This is a genomic window from Pseudomonas sp. FSL R10-0399 (genome assembly GCF_009600165.1).
GTDB classification, from domain to species: domain Bacteria; phylum Pseudomonadota; class Gammaproteobacteria; order Pseudomonadales; family Pseudomonadaceae; genus Aquipseudomonas; species Aquipseudomonas helleri.
The window spans coordinates 1-16016 of record NZ_WIWK01000034.1; the positions used below are offsets into that span (position 1 = coordinate 1).

11 protein-coding genes are annotated in these 16016 nt (G+C 59.8%); 9 read left to right on the forward strand and 2 right to left on the reverse strand.

From position 1 onward, the window contains the following. The first annotated feature begins 157 nt into the window (after nucleotides 1–157). The 8 genes from GHO41_RS30095 (at nucleotide 158) to GHO41_RS12200 (ending at nucleotide 10733) form a co-directional block, all read left to right on the forward strand. Nucleotides 158–3166: a citrate/2-methylcitrate synthase gene (locus tag GHO41_RS30095; RefSeq protein ID WP_218580255.1), complete on the forward strand. Its 3009-nt coding sequence runs from the start codon at nucleotides 158–160 to the stop codon at nucleotides 3164–3166. Between the two features lie 77 nt (nucleotides 3167–3243). Next, nucleotides 3244–3906, forward strand: a complete 663-nt coding sequence (locus GHO41_RS12170; protein WP_048373904.1) for a class I SAM-dependent methyltransferase — start codon at nucleotides 3244–3246, stop codon at nucleotides 3904–3906. A 25-nt stretch (nucleotides 3907–3931) separates the two neighbouring features. Beyond that, nucleotides 3932–4993, forward strand: coding sequence for a TauD/TfdA family dioxygenase (locus GHO41_RS12175; RefSeq protein WP_153433716.1), 1062 nt, complete (start codon nucleotides 3932–3934; stop codon nucleotides 4991–4993). 2 nt (nucleotides 4994–4995) lie between these two features. After that, nucleotides 4996–5991: an ATP-binding cassette domain-containing protein gene (locus GHO41_RS12180; RefSeq protein ID WP_153433717.1), complete on the forward strand. Its 996-nt coding sequence runs from the start codon at nucleotides 4996–4998 to the stop codon at nucleotides 5989–5991. Next, nucleotides 5984–7075 carry an ABC transporter permease gene (locus GHO41_RS12185; protein ID WP_153433718.1) on the forward strand — a complete coding sequence of 364 codons (1092 nt, stop codon included), beginning with the start codon at nucleotides 5984–5986 and terminating at the stop codon, nucleotides 7073–7075. The genes GHO41_RS12180 and GHO41_RS12185 overlap by 8 nt, the downstream gene beginning before the upstream one ends. A gap of 46 nt (nucleotides 7076–7121) precedes the next feature. Further along, nucleotides 7122–7664 carry a permease gene (locus GHO41_RS12190; protein ID WP_153328512.1) on the forward strand — a complete coding sequence of 181 codons (543 nt, stop codon included), beginning with the start codon at nucleotides 7122–7124 and terminating at the stop codon, nucleotides 7662–7664. Further along, the gene (locus GHO41_RS12195; protein ID WP_153433719.1) at nucleotides 7661–9085 is read left to right on the forward strand and encodes an FAD-binding oxidoreductase; all 1425 of its coding nucleotides are present in this window, start codon (nucleotides 7661–7663) and stop codon (nucleotides 9083–9085) included. The genes GHO41_RS12190 and GHO41_RS12195 overlap by 4 nt, the downstream gene beginning before the upstream one ends. A 70-nt stretch (nucleotides 9086–9155) precedes the next feature. Then, the gene (locus tag GHO41_RS12200; protein ID WP_153433722.1) at nucleotides 9156–10733 is read left to right on the forward strand and encodes an aldehyde dehydrogenase (NADP(+)); all 1578 of its coding nucleotides are present in this window, start codon (nucleotides 9156–9158) and stop codon (nucleotides 10731–10733) included. Nucleotides 10734–10996: 263 nt separating this feature from the next. On the opposite strand, the gene GHO41_RS12205 is transcribed toward GHO41_RS12200, so the two are convergent. Both GHO41_RS12205 and GHO41_RS12210 read right to left on the reverse strand, forming a co-directional pair. After that, complete coding sequence (locus tag GHO41_RS12205; protein WP_048373818.1) at nucleotides 10997–11518, reverse strand: single-stranded DNA-binding protein; 522 nt, start codon at nucleotides 11516–11518, stop codon at nucleotides 10997–10999. A gap of 9 nt (nucleotides 11519–11527) precedes the next feature. Beyond that, the gene (locus GHO41_RS12210; protein WP_153433720.1) at nucleotides 11528–12919 is read right to left on the reverse strand and encodes an MFS transporter; all 1392 of its coding nucleotides are present in this window, start codon (nucleotides 12917–12919) and stop codon (nucleotides 11528–11530) included. A 227-nt stretch (nucleotides 12920–13146) separates the two neighbouring features. Here GHO41_RS12210 and uvrA point away from each other — a divergent pair, with 227 nt between their 5' ends. After that, complete coding sequence (gene uvrA / locus GHO41_RS12215) at nucleotides 13147–15981, forward strand: excinuclease ABC subunit UvrA (RefSeq protein ID WP_048373823.1); 2835 nt, start codon at nucleotides 13147–13149, stop codon at nucleotides 15979–15981. The last annotated feature ends 35 nt before the right edge of the window (nucleotides 15982–16016 follow it).

A 16016-nucleotide genomic window follows, 5' to 3' on the forward strand; every position in this document is an offset into this window, starting at 1 on the left:
CTGTCGCTCCTGCGCCTGCGCGCCAGCCTCCCCCCCGGTAAAACGGCCACCGCCTTGCTGTGGGATGCGGCCTTGTGCGGCACCGCCGGGGCCATTGTGGCCGAGATCCAGGCTGGCGCCTGACCCCAGACACACCGCTTATTAATCAGGAAAACCTATGTCTGCTTATAAAGTCAGCCTGCGTGAGCTTCGCTTTTTTTTATGGGAGCTGCATAAAACCGACCAGACTTTTCTCGCTCGGGCGCCGTTCAACGCCAAGAACCGTGCCTACTACGATGCCTTGCTGGAGCGCGCCAGAGCGTTCGCTTATGAGCTGGGCAAAGCCTATCAAGCCTCTGACCGGCAGGAGTGCCGCTTGCTGGAAAACGGCACAGTCGAAATCCCCAAAGAGTTCCACGGGCTTTGGCAACGCTATAAGGATGAGTGGATTCAGGTACTGGGCAACGACAGCGAATCGCAGCAACCGGCTTTGCCACCGCTGATTCGGCAAGCCATCCAGGAAATGTTCATGGGCGCCAATCCGGCGTTCATGACCTATGGCGGCTTCAATTTTCCGGCCATCAAACTGTTGAAGATGCACGGTACCGCAGCGCAAAAGGCAACGTACCTGCGCAAGCTTCAGCACTACGACTGGGACGCGTGCTTCTGCGCCACCGAGCAGCAGGCGGGCAGCGACCTGACGGCTGTCACCACCGTCGCAAAGCCCCTTGAAAACGGCGAATACGCGGTCAGCGGCGAAAAGGTCTACATCTCGGCGGGCATGCATACGCTGACCGAAAACACCGTTTATTTTGTCTTGGGCCGCATTAATACCACCACCTCGACCTCCTACTCGCTGTCCTGCCTGCTGGTGCCTCGCTTCTGGCCTAACCCGGAAACGGGAGAGCTGGAAGACAACCATGTCGAGTGCACGTCCTTGCTGCGCAAAATGGGCTTGAAGGGCTGCGCCAATACCCAACTGGTGTTTGGTCGAAGCGGCACCACCCGCGCTGTCCTGCTGGGCGATCGCAAGAATGCCGGGTTGCTGCAACTGGTGCCCTTGATGAACCAGGCGCGTATGAGCACGGCGATTATCGGCCTGGGCCTGGCTTCCAGCGCTTATCTGCACTCAGCCGATTTCGCCGGCAAACGGCTGCAAGGGCGAGCCATCAGCCGCACGTCCGATGCCAGCGCCCCTGCTGTGCCCATCATCGAACACGCCGACGTGCAGCGCATGCTGCTGGAAATGAAGGCTCGGGTAGAGGGCTGCCGTGGGCTGCTCGGCAAATTGACCGGCGCATCGACCCAGGCGTTTGCCCTGGAAGCGGAGCCGGTACTGGACGAAGCCCAGGTCGAAAAATTCCGCAAACTGGTGCTGCTGTTCACGCCGATCTGCAAGGCTTTCGTCTCGGACCAGGCCTGGAAAATCTGCGAGCTGGCGATCCAGGTGCATGGCGGCATCGGCTACACCGATGCTTACCCTGTGGAGCAAAATGCCCGCGACGTGAAAATCCTGTCGATCTGGGAAGGGACCAATTACATCCAGTCCCAGGACCTGGTGCGCGACAAGCTGGGTTTTGGCAGGAACTCACGCCTGATCAAGTTTCTGCGCGAAGAGCTGGATGCCTTCTTGAACAGCACACTGGGGGCCGGTACTGAGTTGCAAGGCCAATTCCCGCTGCTGGAAAACGCCATGGTCGCCGTTGAGCAGGCGCTCTCATGGATCAATGAGCACGTGCGTGCCGGTCGCACACACGAAACCAGCCAGTTTTATACGCGTTTCCTGGAAATGCTCGGCCTCACCGCCAGCGCCTGGGTCTTGCTGGAATCGGCCTGCCTGGCAGAGCGTCAGTTGCGCCAACCACAAAGCGCTGAAGAAGCGGCTTTTTACCGTGGCAAGATCAAGACCGCCCAGTATTTTTTCGCCAACATTCTGCCGACTGTGACGCAGCACGCCCACGCCATAGAAAACCTGCTGGTTGCCCACGGCAGCATTACGCTGGATGAATTGGTCCAGGCCGACACGCCCACGCCCACACCCGCGCCGGCGCAGAGCCTGTTTGGCGGACCGCGCACGCTGTATCGCGGCACCAATATCGACGGCGCCACACTGGAGCCCAATGAAGGCCTATGGGTCAGGGGACGCAACCTCAATGACCTGATCGGCAGCGTCGACTTCCCCACGGCGCTATGGCTGGCATGGTTTGGCAACCTGCCGTCCACGACGCAGAGCCAGGCCATTGACGCGGTCCTGGTCCGCATTGCCAGCCACTTGTCGCAGGAGCCCGCCTACCGGCGTGGCATCGAAGCCGTGGCCGCCAGCGGTGCCGGCATCGTTCAGGCAGCCGCCTGTGGCCTGCTCGGCGATTTGGCAACGCTGGAAAATATCGCCCTGATTGAAGCGAGCGCGCGCGGTTTGCCCACGCATGCGGACTTTATCCAGGGCCTGGTCAGCATTGCCTCGACGCCGCACTTTCTACACGCGGCGCTCGGTTATGCCGCCCACGGCGCAGCACCGATCCAACACGCCGAGGCCGTGCTGGCTGCCATGGGCGCGACGCGCATCGACGCCCTGTCCATTCGTGTCATCGACGCCCTGCTGGTGGCCTGGCACGCCGGGTTCGGCTACATCACGCCAACGGTGCTGGTACCCCGTACCGCCATCGGCACCGGTGTCAGCATTGCCCAAGCCGTGGCGGCCGGGTTTATGGCCAGCGGACCTAACCATGTCGGCGCAGCCGAAGAAGCGATGACCTGGCTCAAGACCATCAGTGCGCAAGCCAGCTCTGCGGACATACGCCAGGCGGTCGATCACGCGCTGGATCAGCCCGGCAACCTGTTGTTTGGTTTCGGCCATCCGCTGTTCGTGCAGGACCCACGGCCGCCGCACCTCAGAGCCCTGTTTGCAGAATGGGGATTCGGGGGGCGCTACCTGGAGGTTTTCGACGTTGTGTGTGCCCACGTCCTGGAGCGTAAAGGCCTGCGTCCGAACATTGATTTCATCACCGCCGCAGCCTTGCTCGATCTCGGTGTGACGCAAGCCCGCTGGGGTGTCGGTCTGGGGCTTTGTGGCCGGGTGACGGCCATGGTCGCGCATGCCATCGAACGGCGTGATCGTCCTGCTTTCGGGGTCGGCAGCAAAGCCGCCCGCACGTTGTTGGCCACCGTTCCCGTGGGGTGGCTGTAAGACAACCAGACGCACACCACCCTTGCTATGCCAACGCCGAAACCTCTTTTAACGCCCTCTACTGCTGGAGCTTAAAAATGTTATTGAAAAACCTGCGGCCTGCCGACGAATACGACCGCTTTGCCTCGCAAGCACTGGAACCCTGGGACGTGATGTTCGTTACCCGCATCCGCCAGATTGCCCGCGACCTGCCGCCCGGCGCCCTGGTCGATATCGGCACGGCCACCGTCGTGGTGCCGGTACGGCTGGCGGCCGATCCGGTATTAAAAGGCTGGCATTTCATCGGCCTGGATCTGGACGAAACCATGCTCGAGGGTGGCCGACCGCGCATCGAAGCGTTAGGCCTGAGCGACACCATCGAACTCAAGGTGGGCGACGCCCTGGACCTGCCCTTCGCGGACAACAGCCTGACCATGGCGGTCAGCCGCGCCACCTTGCATCACTTGCCGGACAAGGTGAAAAGCCTGACCGAGATGTACCGCGTACTGCAGCCCGGCGGCGTCGGTCTGGTGCACGACATGCGCCGCGACGTCGCCCCGGAGTTGCTGGAAAAATTCACTCAAATGCGCGCGTCGGTGGGTTATCCACCGACCCACGTCGAAGAAAAAGTCACCCTGCAAGAAGCGCGCGAGTTGGTTATCGAGGCGGGTCTGGAGCATTGCACAGTGGTGACCAGCCCCCGTTCGGGCATGGGCGCACTGGGTTTCGAAATCCTCATTAAAAAACCTTTGTTGGCTTGATACGCAACTCGCCGGGGACAAGGCTATGGATCAACGTACAGATCGGGTTGAGCACTTTCAGGCAATGCTGGGCAGCTCGCAGGTGCAGTGTGGGTTCCTGTCACACGGGCCCATGCCACTGGTCATAACGCCTGTAGACAACACGCTAAGCACTGACAGTGAAGCGTTTGCGACGTGGTATCGCCAGCACCGGGCGGTCTTTGACAGCTTGCTGCTGGAGTTCGGCTGCCTGTTGTTCCGTGGTTTTGCCTTGCGCGAAAACGCGGACTTCCAGGTGATTGCGCAAAACTATCCTGAGCACGCGTTCGGTTATATCGGCGGCGCCACGCCACGCAAGAACATTGAGGGCAGAGTCTACGAATCGACCCGTATCCCGCCCACCCTGAAAATCGGCCTGCATCAAGAAAAGGCCTACATGGCGCACTACCCGCAGAAACTTGCCTTCTTTTGCAAACAGCCCTCGGTAGAAGGCGGCGAAACCATTCTGTGTGACATGCGGGCCGTTACTCGCCGCTTGCCAGCGCCTTTGATCGAACGCCTCAGCGCCGCACGCATTCAGTATGTGCGCAACTTCCGTGCCCCCAGCACACCCGAGAATGAACCGCGCAACACCCATATGCGCGAATACCACCGGCCCTGGGATGAGGCGTTTCTGACCGATGATCCGCAGCGGGTGGAACAGCTGTGCCGCGAGACACACCTCGATTACCAGTGGCTCGAAGACGGCAGCATCACGGTGTCGCATACCGGTGACGCCGTCTTGAAACATCCGCTGACGGGCGAGCCCATCTGGTTCAACCAACTGTCGACCCAACACAACAATGCCCGCTCCCTCGGCAAACCGGGTTACGCCTACATTCAGCACGCCTATCAGGACAAACCGGCCCGCCCTTACGATGTGCGGCTGGGCGACGGCACGCCGATCCCGGAGGCTGACATCGCGCCAATCTACGACGCGCTGGAGGCGCAGGAGATCGCTTTTCCCTGGCGCAGCGGTGACATGCTGTTGATCGATAACATTGCCGTTGCCCATGGCCGCAATCCTTTCAAAGGCCAACGCGATGTCCAAGTCGCGTTGTTCGATTGACCATGAACAGTCCAATCCTGCTGACAGACGACAAACACGGGCTGCCTGAACCTGCCGTGCACCGTGAGGTGCAGTTGGCACCCACGCCCACTTATGCGATGGAAGCCAAACTGACCCGGGTCAGCGCCGGCAGTTTCCGCTTCGAGGTCCGCGATCTGCATTTTCGCCGCGGTCGGCATACCGCCATCATCGGTCCCAATGGCGCCGGCAAGACCACGCTGATCGAAGCCTTGCTCGGGTTCCGTCAGGCGCATCTGGAAGAGGCGCAGATTCTGGGGGTGGCGGCGGCGCATTTTCTGCAAAGCACCCGGCATCGCAAGCGACTGGGAGTGCAATTGCAGCGAGTCGAGTATGAAGACTCGTCGAATGTGCGGGAGATCCTCGATTTGCATCTGGCCCTGTACGGCAAGCAAGACCCGCAGGTGGCGCAGGCTCTGGATATCGAAGCGCTGCGCAAACTGCCTTATCGGGCACTGTCACGCGGCCAGAAACAGCGGCTCGATTTGTTCGTCGCGCTGGCCCACCACCCGGAACTTGCTGTCCTTGACGAGCCGTTTACCGGGCTTGACCGCGCGTATATCGAGCGCGTCGCACACCTGCTGCGCTACGACCTGGCCGGCTTGACGATCATCATGATTTGCCACTCGGAAGAAGAGCTGGATGCCGCCAGCGACGTGGTGTGGGTGTGCAACGGCGGGGTTGAGTATCGAGGCGATAAAGAATCACTGAAGAACCGCCTCGTCGGCGCCTTCCATGCTTATTTGCAGTTGGACGATGTTGATCAGGTCAACGCCATCTATCACCAGTTGCAACGCGAAAGCGCCACGCTGCGGTTGTCGATGCCATCACGCAATGAAATCAGCGTGTATGGCACGCAGGAGCTGGAGCCGTCGATACGTCGCCTGATCGGCAATGTTGCGTTCCAACATTGTGAATTCGGCCCCACCCACTACCGCGATATGTTGCACCTCTGCGCCCAAGGAGAACTGGATGCTTAGCGTACTGGCGATATTGACGCGCAACGAACTGCTGGGGTTTTTTCGCAGCAAGTCGGCGCTGTTTTGGGCGCTGGCCTTCCCGATCCTGCTGTTGACCGTGATGCTGATGGCTTTCGGTCATCGAGGCTCACTCGGTACGGTCAAGGTTGAGTTTGTGGAGGCAGGCGTCCAGGCCAGCCCGGACACCAGTTGCAAGGTGGCGATCCAGCAGGCGTTTGCGGGCGGTGATCCTGTAAAGGCTGAATTTTCAACCGTCAGCAACACTGCCGCCATCGCAGCAGACACTGTGCGCATTGTATTCCCGGCAGGCGATGGCCCGTTGCAGGTGCAATACGACTTCAACGGCCAGCTTGCGGTACGCGCCGCCGCACGTGTGATTGAGATTGCTGCGGTCAGGTGTTCGGCGGCCCAGCGCGGCATTGTGTCGGCTGACCTGGTGCATTTCGAAGACACGGCCTCCGGCGCCAAGCCCTTCGACTACGGCCAGTTTTTTACCACCGGCATTTTGGTCATCTGTTTGATGTCACTCGGCATCATGTCCACCGCCTTGTCGATTGCCAGCTTGCGTGAACACAACGCGCTCAAGATCTACGCCTGCTTTCCTGTGCCGAAGCTGGTTTTTCTGGCCTCTATCCTCGTGTCGCGGGTGGTCATGATGCTGATTTCGGTGGGCTCCTTGCTGCTGGTGGCGCGGTTTGGATACGGCATCGACCTCTCGCTGTGGAGTGTGCAGACCTTGCGTGCGTTGCCGGTGATTGTGCTGGGCGGCGTCATGTTGCTGTGCCTCGGTACCCTGCTGGCCAGCCGTACTGCCTCGATAAAAGAAACCGAATTGCTCTGCCATCTGATCCATTACCCGGCCCTGTTCTTCGGCAACCTGACCATCCCGTTAAACGATGCGCCCGCCTGGATCAAAAACATTCTCTCGGTGATTCCGATCAACCAGTTTGTCTCGGTACTGCGCCAAGTGATGCTCGACGGCGCATCCCTGCCTTCGCTGTGGCTGCCCTTGCTGACCCTGGCAGGCTGGACCGCTTTGTTCCTCAGCGCCGCGACCTTCATGTTCCGCTGGCACAAAAGTTAAGCCCCGACCCGGGCATTTCATTGCATCTCTATTCAAGGAAAGCAGCATGTCTATCAGCAAGCTAGGCCGTGCCTATTTGTCGAATGCCAGCGCATTCATTCCAGTTATCGTGTTCCTTTTGTATGGCCGTTTTGGCCCAGGTGAGGCAGGCGTGCGCTGGGATACCGCGTATGTGGTCAGCGGTATTCTGAGCATTGCGCACGTGTTCTGGCTGTTCAAATACCGTCCTGGTCACTGGATCGCACTGGGTGTCGACTTGTACCTGATGATTGGCGCCCTGCTGGCGTGGGTCTCTACCGCTGCGTTGCAAGTGTGGGGGCAGGAGCTGGGGGCTGCACCCGTGCTGGCGTGCGTCTTGGTGATTGGCTTGGGCGCTACCCGGCTTTCGCCACTGGGGTTTATCGGCGAAGCCAGCAGCGATCATGGGTTGATCAGAAAACTCTCGGTGATGCTGCTGGTGGCCGCTGCCATCGCCGTCGCGGTGTCACTGGCTTTTCGCCATAACACGTTGCTGGGAGGCGTATTGCCCATCGTCGCGCTGGTGCTCACACGCAGCCAACTGCTCAAACGCGTGGTTGCGACGCCATGAGCAACCTGGAACCTGCATCGGGGCTCCACGCGTTCCTGACCGAAGTCGCCGACGTGCTGGGGCAGGCGTCACTGCTGACCGGGGCGGCCTGTGCACCTTATGAAATCGACGTCGCGCAGTGCCGGGGCAAGGCGGCGGCGGTCGTCCTCCCGAGCGATACCCAGGCGGTCAGCGCGCTGATGCGCATCGCGGTGCGCCATCGCATACGGCTGATCGCCCAAGGTAACCGCAGCGGGTTGGTGGGCGGCGCCGTCACCGACAACTCCGGCACGCAAGTGATCGTGTCCCTTTCGCGCTTACGCCGAGTGCGCGAGATTGATCCCTTGAACCGCACGGTCATTGTCGACGCTGGTGTGCTCTTGTCTGAGTTGAATCGCCAACTGGAGCCCCATTCGCTGTGCTTCCCTATCGATGTCGGCAGCGATCCGGCGATAGGCGGACTGATCGGCGCCAATGCCGGTGGCAGCCGCTTGCTCAAGCATGGCGACGTGCGCCATAACTTGCTCGGCATCGAGGTGGTGCTGGCCGATGGCGACGGCACCGTGGTGCAGCTGCTCGCGCCGTTGCGCAAGAACAATACCGGGCTCGATCTCAAGCAGATGTTTGTCGGCACCGGCGGTGCCTTCGGGATCATTACGGCGGCCACGCTTGAGCTCAAACGCATCGACCAGTCGACACAGAGCATGTTTGTTGCCTTGCCTGACCATGGGACAGCGCTTGAGGTGCTGCACGCCTTCGAACTGCAATTCGGCGACCTGCTGTGCGCGTTCGAAGTGATATCCGAGGCGGCGCTCGCCATTACGTTGCGCAACTTCCCCACCCTGCGCCACCCGTTCAGCCAATCGTCGGCCAGCTGTTATGCCCTGATTGAGATCGCCAGCAGCATGCCTGGCTTGCACACGATGTTTGCGCAACGAACCGAACAGGTGCTGGAAGCGCTGTATGAAAGCGGCCGGGTTCTCGACGCTGTCCTGGGTAACACCAGCAGCTTTTGGCCACTGCGAGACAACCTGCCGTTGGCCATCGCCAAGGAAGGCATTCCGCTCTCGTTCGACGTGGCGTTTTCGCGCTCACAATTAGTGGCTTTCAGAGATCAGGCTGCGCAGTGGCTAGCGCAGGAACACCCGCTGCTGCAGCTTTACGATTTCGGCCATTTTGCCGACGGCGGCTGCCATTTGATTGTGCTTGTCCCGCACGCGCATATCGCCCAGTACGGCATCGCCAAGATCGTCGCTGTGCGCAGCGGCATTTATAAGCGGGTGTCCGAAAACGGCGGCTGCTTCAGTGCAGAGCATGGTGTCGGGCCAATGAATGCCGCTTATTACAGCAGGTACACGACGCCTGTGGTGCAGCACATCAGCAGGGCCATGCAGCAGTTGATGGACCCGCAGGCTGTGCTGGGCCGCTACCGCTATACCTAGAGCGAACCGCCTGCGCAGTTCATTTCAACGAAAATCAGGCCTGACAATGGCACAGCAAGCGAAAGGAAACATGATGATTACCGGCAAAATGCTCATCGGCCAGTCGGCTGTGCGTGGCGACAACGGATCGCTGCGTGCAATCAACCCGGCCACCCATGAAACGCTGAGCCCCGACTTCGGCGTCGGCGGTATGACTGAGATTGATCAGGCCTGCACGCTGGCGCAGCAAGCCTTTGATCGCTACCGCGCGACCACGGCAGAGCAGCGTGCTCAATTTCTGGAAGCGATTGCCACGGGCATTTTGGCGTTGGGGGCTGCGCTGATCGAGCGCGCGTCTCTGGAGTCGGGATTACCTGCCGCGCGCCTGATCATCGAGCGGGGCCGCACCGTCAGCCAGTTGCGGCTGTTTGCCAAGGTTGCTCGCGATGGCCACTACCTCGGCGCCACCCTGGACAGCGCGTTGCCGACGCGCCTCCCTTCTCGCCCCGACCTGAGATTGCACAAGATCGCGCTCGGCCCGGTGGCTGTATTTGGTGCAAGCAATTTTCCCCTGGCGTTTTCGGTTGCCGGCGGCGATAGCGCCGCCGCCCTGGCCGCTGGCTGCCCGATCGTGGTCAAGGCGCACGAGGCTCATCTGGGTACGTCTGAACTGGTTGGCCTGGTGATTCAGCAGGCAGCCGCTGCCCACTCGTTACCAGAGGGCGTGTTTTCCCTGCTCATAGGCGACGGCAACCTGTTCGGCCAGACCCTGGTCAGCCATCCCGCGATCAAGGCCGTCGCCTTTACAGGTTCGCGACAAGGCGGCCTGGCGCTGATGCGTACGGCGGCGCAACGCAGCGAACCGATTCCGGTGTACGCCGAAATGAGCTGCATCAATCCCGTGTTCCTGTTGCCGTATGCGCTGTCGATGCGCGCCAGCGAAATCGGCCGCGGATTCGTCGAGGCGCTGACAATGAGTGCGGGGCAACTGTGCACCAATCCGGGCTTGGTGATTGCCCTGGAAGGCCCGTCTCTGACCCAGTTTTGCGATACAGCCCTGGATACCCTGCGCACAAAGGCGGCGGCAACCCTGCTGACGCCGGGCATTCATCAGGCTTACCTCGCCGGTGTCGAGGAGACGGCCGCTACCAACGGTGTTACGACGTTAGGGCAAGGTGGTCCCGCGCAAAAGCCATGTGCAGCGCAAGCCGCATTGTTCGTAACGGATGCAGCCACCTTTGTGACGACAGGACGACTGAGCGACGAAACATTCGGCCCCAGCTCGCTAATAGTCGCCTGCAAGAATGAAGAAGAAATGCTGGCAGTCGCCGAGCACCTGTCAGGCCAACTGACGGCGACCTTGCAACTGGATGAGGCTGATCATGGGCTGGCACGAAAACTGTTGCCCGTGCTTGAGCGCAAAGCGGGGCGGATTTTGGCGAACGGTTACCCGAACAACGTCGAGGTCTCGCACGCCATGGTGCACGGCGGCCCGTTCCCGGCCAGTTCGGACAGTCGCAGCAGCGCGGTCGGCGCCAGCGCCATCGACAGATTCCTGCGGCCCGTGTGTTATCAGGACCTGCCTGCGGCTTTGATGCCGGCAGCACTACAGGATGGCAATCCGCTAGAACTCTGGCGGACGGTCAATGGTGAATGTGTGCTTGCCTGAGCTTTTTCCTGATGGGGACAACACTTCAAGGTTTAAAACTTCGCGTCGTAAAACCATAAAAAAGCCCCTATACAGGTAATGCTGTTCACTTATGAGATGCGTACGAGTAACTGTAGGAGCGAGCTTGTCTCGCGAGCTTTTAAAAGATCAAAAGATCGCGAGACAAGCTCGCTCCTACAGGGTTCGCTTTCGCTTATGTGAACAGCATTGCCCTGTACAGGGGCTTTCAGAAAGAAACCTTAGATTTAGGTCTCAGGTGTTCCTCAGAACGGAATATCGTCGTCGAAGCTGTCGAAGTCCGCGGCTGGCTGTGGAGCCTGCTGTTGCGGCGCTGGACGCGACTGTTGCTGCTGTTGCTGCGGCGCAGGGCGTTGTGCCTGCTGACGCGGAGCGGATTGCTGGTAGTTGTTACCGCCGCCCTGGTTTTGTTGGTCGCCCTGTGGACGGCCACCCAGCAACTGCATGGTGCCTTGCATGTCGACCACGATTTCGGTGGTGTAACGCTTGATACCGTCTTTTTCCCACTCACGGGTTTGCAGCTTGCCTTCGATGTACACCTGCGAACCCTTGCGCAGGTATTCACCAGCGATTTCGGCCACTTTGCCGAACATCGATACACGGTGCCATTCAGTCTTTTCGACTTTCTGACCGGTTTGTTTGTCGGTCCATTGTTCGCTGGTTGCCAGACTCAGGTTGGTCACGGCATTACCGTTAGGCAAGTAGCGAACTTCGGGATCCTGGCCGCATGTGCCGACCAATATAACTTTGTTAACCCCACGGGCCATAACGTTCTCCTAGGCTTCGCGCACCGGCGCCGGGTTAACCAGCTGCTCAAGTGTCGCGCGATCCAATAGTTCGGTGTCCAATTTGATATAAATCGCAGACTCTTCAGTCACGACCACTGCATCTGTAACGCCCTTAACGGCCTTTAAACGCTCTGCCAGACCTGCTTCGCGCAACGCTTGAGGTGACAACGGCAAGCGCAGGCTTGTTACGTAAGGTGGTTCGCGCATGGTAACAGCAAAGACCAGCCAGAGTGCAGCCAGAGCTGCGCATCCCAGGAACACAGCCGACAAACCGCCATGCTGGAAAAACCAGCCGCCGAGTATGCCGCCCAGTGCCGAACCGAGGAATTGGCTGGTGGAATACACCCCCATCGCCGTCCCTTTGCCGCCCGCCGGTGACACCTTGCTGATCAATGAAGGCAATGACGCCTCCAGCAGGTTAAACGCGGTGAAGAACACCACCGTGCCGATCACCAACGTTCGTAAACTGTCACCGAACTGCCAGAAGAATAGCTCAGTCAGCATCAACGTACTGACGGCGCCGAGCAAAACTCGTTTCATTTTGCGTTTCTTTTCGCCGTAGATGATGAACGGGATCATGGCGAAGAAAGAAATCAGCAGCGCGGTGAGGTACACCCACCAGTGCTGCTCCTTGGGCAGGCCGGCTTTTTCGACCAGCGCCAGCGGCAAGGCAATGAAGCTGGACATCAACATGGCGTGTAACACAAAGATGCCCAAATCCAGGCGCAGCAGGTCGGGATGGCGCAAGGTCGGCAACAAGGCCTGCTTGGCCACACCGGATTCGCGGTGCTGCAAGGTGTCGGTAGAACGCGGCACCATAAACCGGATGATCACGATGCCCAGCAGCGCCATCGCCCCCGTGGCCAGGAACAACCCGGACAGGCCGAAGGCGCGGGTCAGCAGCGGCCCGACGACCATGGCAACGGCAAAGGACAAGCCGATGGTCATGCCGATCATGGCCATGGCCTTGGTGCGGTGCTGTTCGCGGGTGAGGTCGGAGAGCAGCGCCATCACGGCCGCCGAAATGGCGCCAGCGCCTTGCAGGACGCGCCCTGCAATCACGCCCCAAATAGAGTCCGATTGAGCCGCCAGCACGCTGCCCAGGGCAAACACGATCAACCCGAGGTAGATGACCGGGCGTCGGCCAATGCGGTCGGAAATGATCCCGAAAGGGATTTGAAAGAGCGCCTGAGTCAGGCCGTAAGCGCCTATCGCCAATCCAATCAGTGCAGGTGTAGCGCCTGCCAGGTCCATGCCATAGGTCGCCAGAACCGGCAACACCATAAACATGCCAAGCATTCGGAACGCAAACACAAGTGCCAGACCGCTGGCTGCGCGGGTCTCTCTGCCACTCATGCGTTCGCTTTGGGGATCGTGCATGGAAAAACCTCATGTGAACCGGCGGCGATTCTATCAGTCCCATCGAGTAACAGCACACACAGGAGCGGGCCGCGACGCTTTGTCACGTAAAAGTTAAGAAACGCCTGACAGAACACACACCCAACGTCAGCAGCCGCTGATGACATGCAGCCATCAAGGACCTGCACAGTTTTCCCGCAGATACGTATACTCAGTCGTTTACGTTATGCCCGCCAAGCGAGGCCGCAGTGGACAAGATCCTGATACGTGGGGCACGAACCCACAACCTGAAGAACATCGACCTGACCCTGCCAAGGGACAAACTGATCGTCATCACCGGACTGTCTGGCTCCGGCAAATCATCCCTGGCGTTTGACACGTTGTATGCCGAAGGCCAGCGGCGTTACGTCGAGTCCTTGTCGGCTTATGCCCGCCAGTTCTTGTCGATGATGGAAAAGCCCGACGTCGATACCATCGAAGGGTTGTCACCGGCGATTTCGATCGAGCAGAAGTCGACCTCGCACAACCCGCGCTCTACGGTCGGTACGATCACCGAGATTTATGATTACCTGCGCCTGCTGTACGCCCGCGTCGGTATCCCGCGTTGCCCGGATCACGACATCCCTCTGGAAGCCCAGACGGTCAGCCAGATGGTTGACCTGGTGCTGGCTCAGCCCGAAGGCAGCAAGTTGATGCTGCTGGCGCCGGTTATCCGCGAGCGTAAAGGTGAGCACCTGTCGGTGTTTGAGGAGTTGCGTGCGCAGGGTTTTGTGCGGGCCCGTGTGGACGGCAAGCTCTGTGAGCTGGATGAGCTGCCTAAACTCGACAAACAGAAGAAGCACACCATTGATGTGGTGGTAGACCGCTTTAAAGTGCGTGCGGACCTGCAGCAGCGCTTGGCGGAGTCGTTTGAAACGGCCCTGAAGCTGGCGGACGGTATTGCGCTGGTCGCACCGATGGACGATGAGCCGGGTGAGGAGATCATCTTCTCTGCGCGCTTCGCCTGCCCGATCTGTGGCCATGCCATCAGTGAACTTGAACCCAAGCTGTTTTCCTTTAACAACCCGGCTGGCGCGTGCCCGACCTGCGACGGTCTGGGGGTGAAGCAGTTCTTTGATATCAAGCGCCTGGTGAACGGTGAGCTGACCCTGGCCGAGGGCGCCATTCGCGGTTGGGACAGGCGCAACGTCTATTACTTCCAGATGCTCGGGGCCCTGGCCAAGCATTACGATTTCAGCCTTGAAGTGCCGTTCAATGAACTGCCTGCCGACAAGCAGAAAGTCATTCTGTACGGCAGTGGCTCTCAGAATGTGGACTTCCGCTATCTGAATGATCGCGGCGACATTGTGAAGCGCGCGCACCCGTTTGAAGGGATTGTGCCGAACCTTGAGCGCCGCTATCGGGAAACCGAGTCTGCCACGGTGCGTGAAGAGCTGGCCAAGTTCCTCAGTACGCAGTCTTGCCCGGATTGCCGTGGCACCCGCCTGCGCCGAGAGGCTCGTCATGTGTGGGTGGGTGAGAAAAATCTGCCGGCCGTGACCAATATGCCGATTGGTGATGCGACTGAGTATTTCAGTAGCCTGAGCCTGACCGGACGGCGTGGTGAAATCGCGGACAAGATCCTCAAGGAAATCCGCGAGCGCCTGCAGTTTTTGGTGAATGTGGGCCTCGACTACCTGTCGCTGGACCGCAGTGCCGACACGCTGTCGGGCGGTGAAGCGCAGCGGATTCGTCTGGCCAGCCAGATTGGCGCCGGTTTGGTGGGTGTTCTGTACATCCTCGACGAACCCTCGATTGGTTTGCACCAGCGCGATAACGACCGTTTGCTGGGCACGCTCAAGCACCTGCGCGATATCGGCAACACGGTGATTGTGGTTGAGCACGACGAAGACGCGATTCGTCTTGCGGATTACGTGGTGGACATCGGCCCGGGTGCCGGGGTGCATGGCGGGCATATCGTGGCCGAGGGGACGCCTGCCGAAGTGATGGCGCACCCTGACTCGCTCACCGGCAAGTACTTGTCTGGCCGGGTGAAAATTGAAGTCCCTGCCAAACGTACGCCACGCAACAAGAAGCTGACGCTGTCGCTCAAGGGCGCCCGCGGCAACAACTTGCGCAACGTCGACCTTGAGATCCCGATTGGTCTTCTGACCTGCGTGACCGGTGTTTCGGGGTCGGGCAAGTCGACGCTGATTAACAACACGCTGTATCCGCTGAGTGCCACCGCACTCAATGGCGCCACCACCCTGGAAGCTGCTGCCCATGACAGCATCAAAGGGCTGGAGCACCTGGATAAAGTCGTCGACATTGATCAAAGCCCGATTGGCCGGACGCCGCGTTCCAACCCGGCAACCTACACGGGGCTGTTTACGCCGATCCGCGAGCTATTTTCGGGCGTGCCTGAGTCCCGTTCACGGGGTTATGGCCCGGGGCGTTTCTCGTTCAACGTGAAAGGCGGGCGCTGCGAGGCGTGTCAGGGCGATGGCCTTATCAAGGTAGAAATGCACTTTCTGCCGGATATCTACGTGCCGTGCGACGTCTGCAAGAGCAAGCGCTATAACCGCGAAACCCTTGAGATCAAGTACAAGGGCAAGAGCATCCATGAAGTGCTGGAGATGACGATCGAAGAAGCGCGTGAGTTCTTTGATGCAGTCCCTGCATTGGCGCGTAAGCTGCAAACCTTGATGGACGTAGGTTTGTCGTACATCAAGCTTGGGCAATCCGCCACGACGCTGTCAGGCGGTGAAGCACAGCGGGTCAAGTTGTCTCGCGAGCTGTCCAAGCGCGACACCGGCAAAACGCTGTACATCCTTGATGAGCCGACTACCGGCCTGCACTTTGCGGACATCAAGCAATTGCTGGAAGTGCTGCACAGGCTGCGCGACCACGGCAACACGGTGGTGGTGATTGAGCACAACCTGGATGTGATCAAAACCGCAGACTGGCTGGTGGACCTCGGCCCGGAAGGCGGCTCGAAAGGTGGGCAGATCATTGCGACCGGCACGCCGGAAGCAGTGGCTGAGATGACGCAGTCTCACACCGGCTTCTACCTGAAGCCGTTACTGATCCGCGACCGCGCTTAATTCGCGGTATTAAAAAGCCCCTGTCATTGCGAAAT

Coding starts and splice junctions, on each gene's coding strand:
- GHO41_RS30095 (WP_218580255.1), top strand. CDS start 158: ATGTCTGCTTATAAAGTCAGCCTGCGTGAGCTTCGCTTTTTTTTATGG.
- GHO41_RS12170 (WP_048373904.1), top strand. CDS start 3,244: ATGTTATTGAAAAACCTGCGGCCTGCCGACGAATACGACCGCTTTGCC.
- GHO41_RS12175 (WP_153433716.1), top strand. CDS start 3,932: ATGGATCAACGTACAGATCGGGTTGAGCACTTTCAGGCAATGCTGGGC.
- GHO41_RS12180 (WP_153433717.1), top strand. CDS start 4,996: ATGAACAGTCCAATCCTGCTGACAGACGACAAACACGGGCTGCCTGAA.
- GHO41_RS12185 (WP_153433718.1), top strand. CDS start 5,984: ATGCTTAGCGTACTGGCGATATTGACGCGCAACGAACTGCTGGGGTTT.
- GHO41_RS12190 (WP_153328512.1), top strand. CDS start 7,122: ATGTCTATCAGCAAGCTAGGCCGTGCCTATTTGTCGAATGCCAGCGCA.
- GHO41_RS12195 (WP_153433719.1), top strand. CDS start 7,661: ATGAGCAACCTGGAACCTGCATCGGGGCTCCACGCGTTCCTGACCGAA.
- GHO41_RS12200 (WP_153433722.1), top strand. CDS start 9,156: ATGATGATTACCGGCAAAATGCTCATCGGCCAGTCGGCTGTGCGTGGC.
- GHO41_RS12205 (WP_048373818.1), bottom strand. CDS start 11,518: ATGGCCCGTGGGGTTAACAAAGTTATATTGGTCGGCACATGCGGCCAG.
- GHO41_RS12210 (WP_153433720.1), bottom strand. CDS start 12,919: ATGCACGATCCCCAAAGCGAACGCATGAGTGGCAGAGAGACCCGCGCA.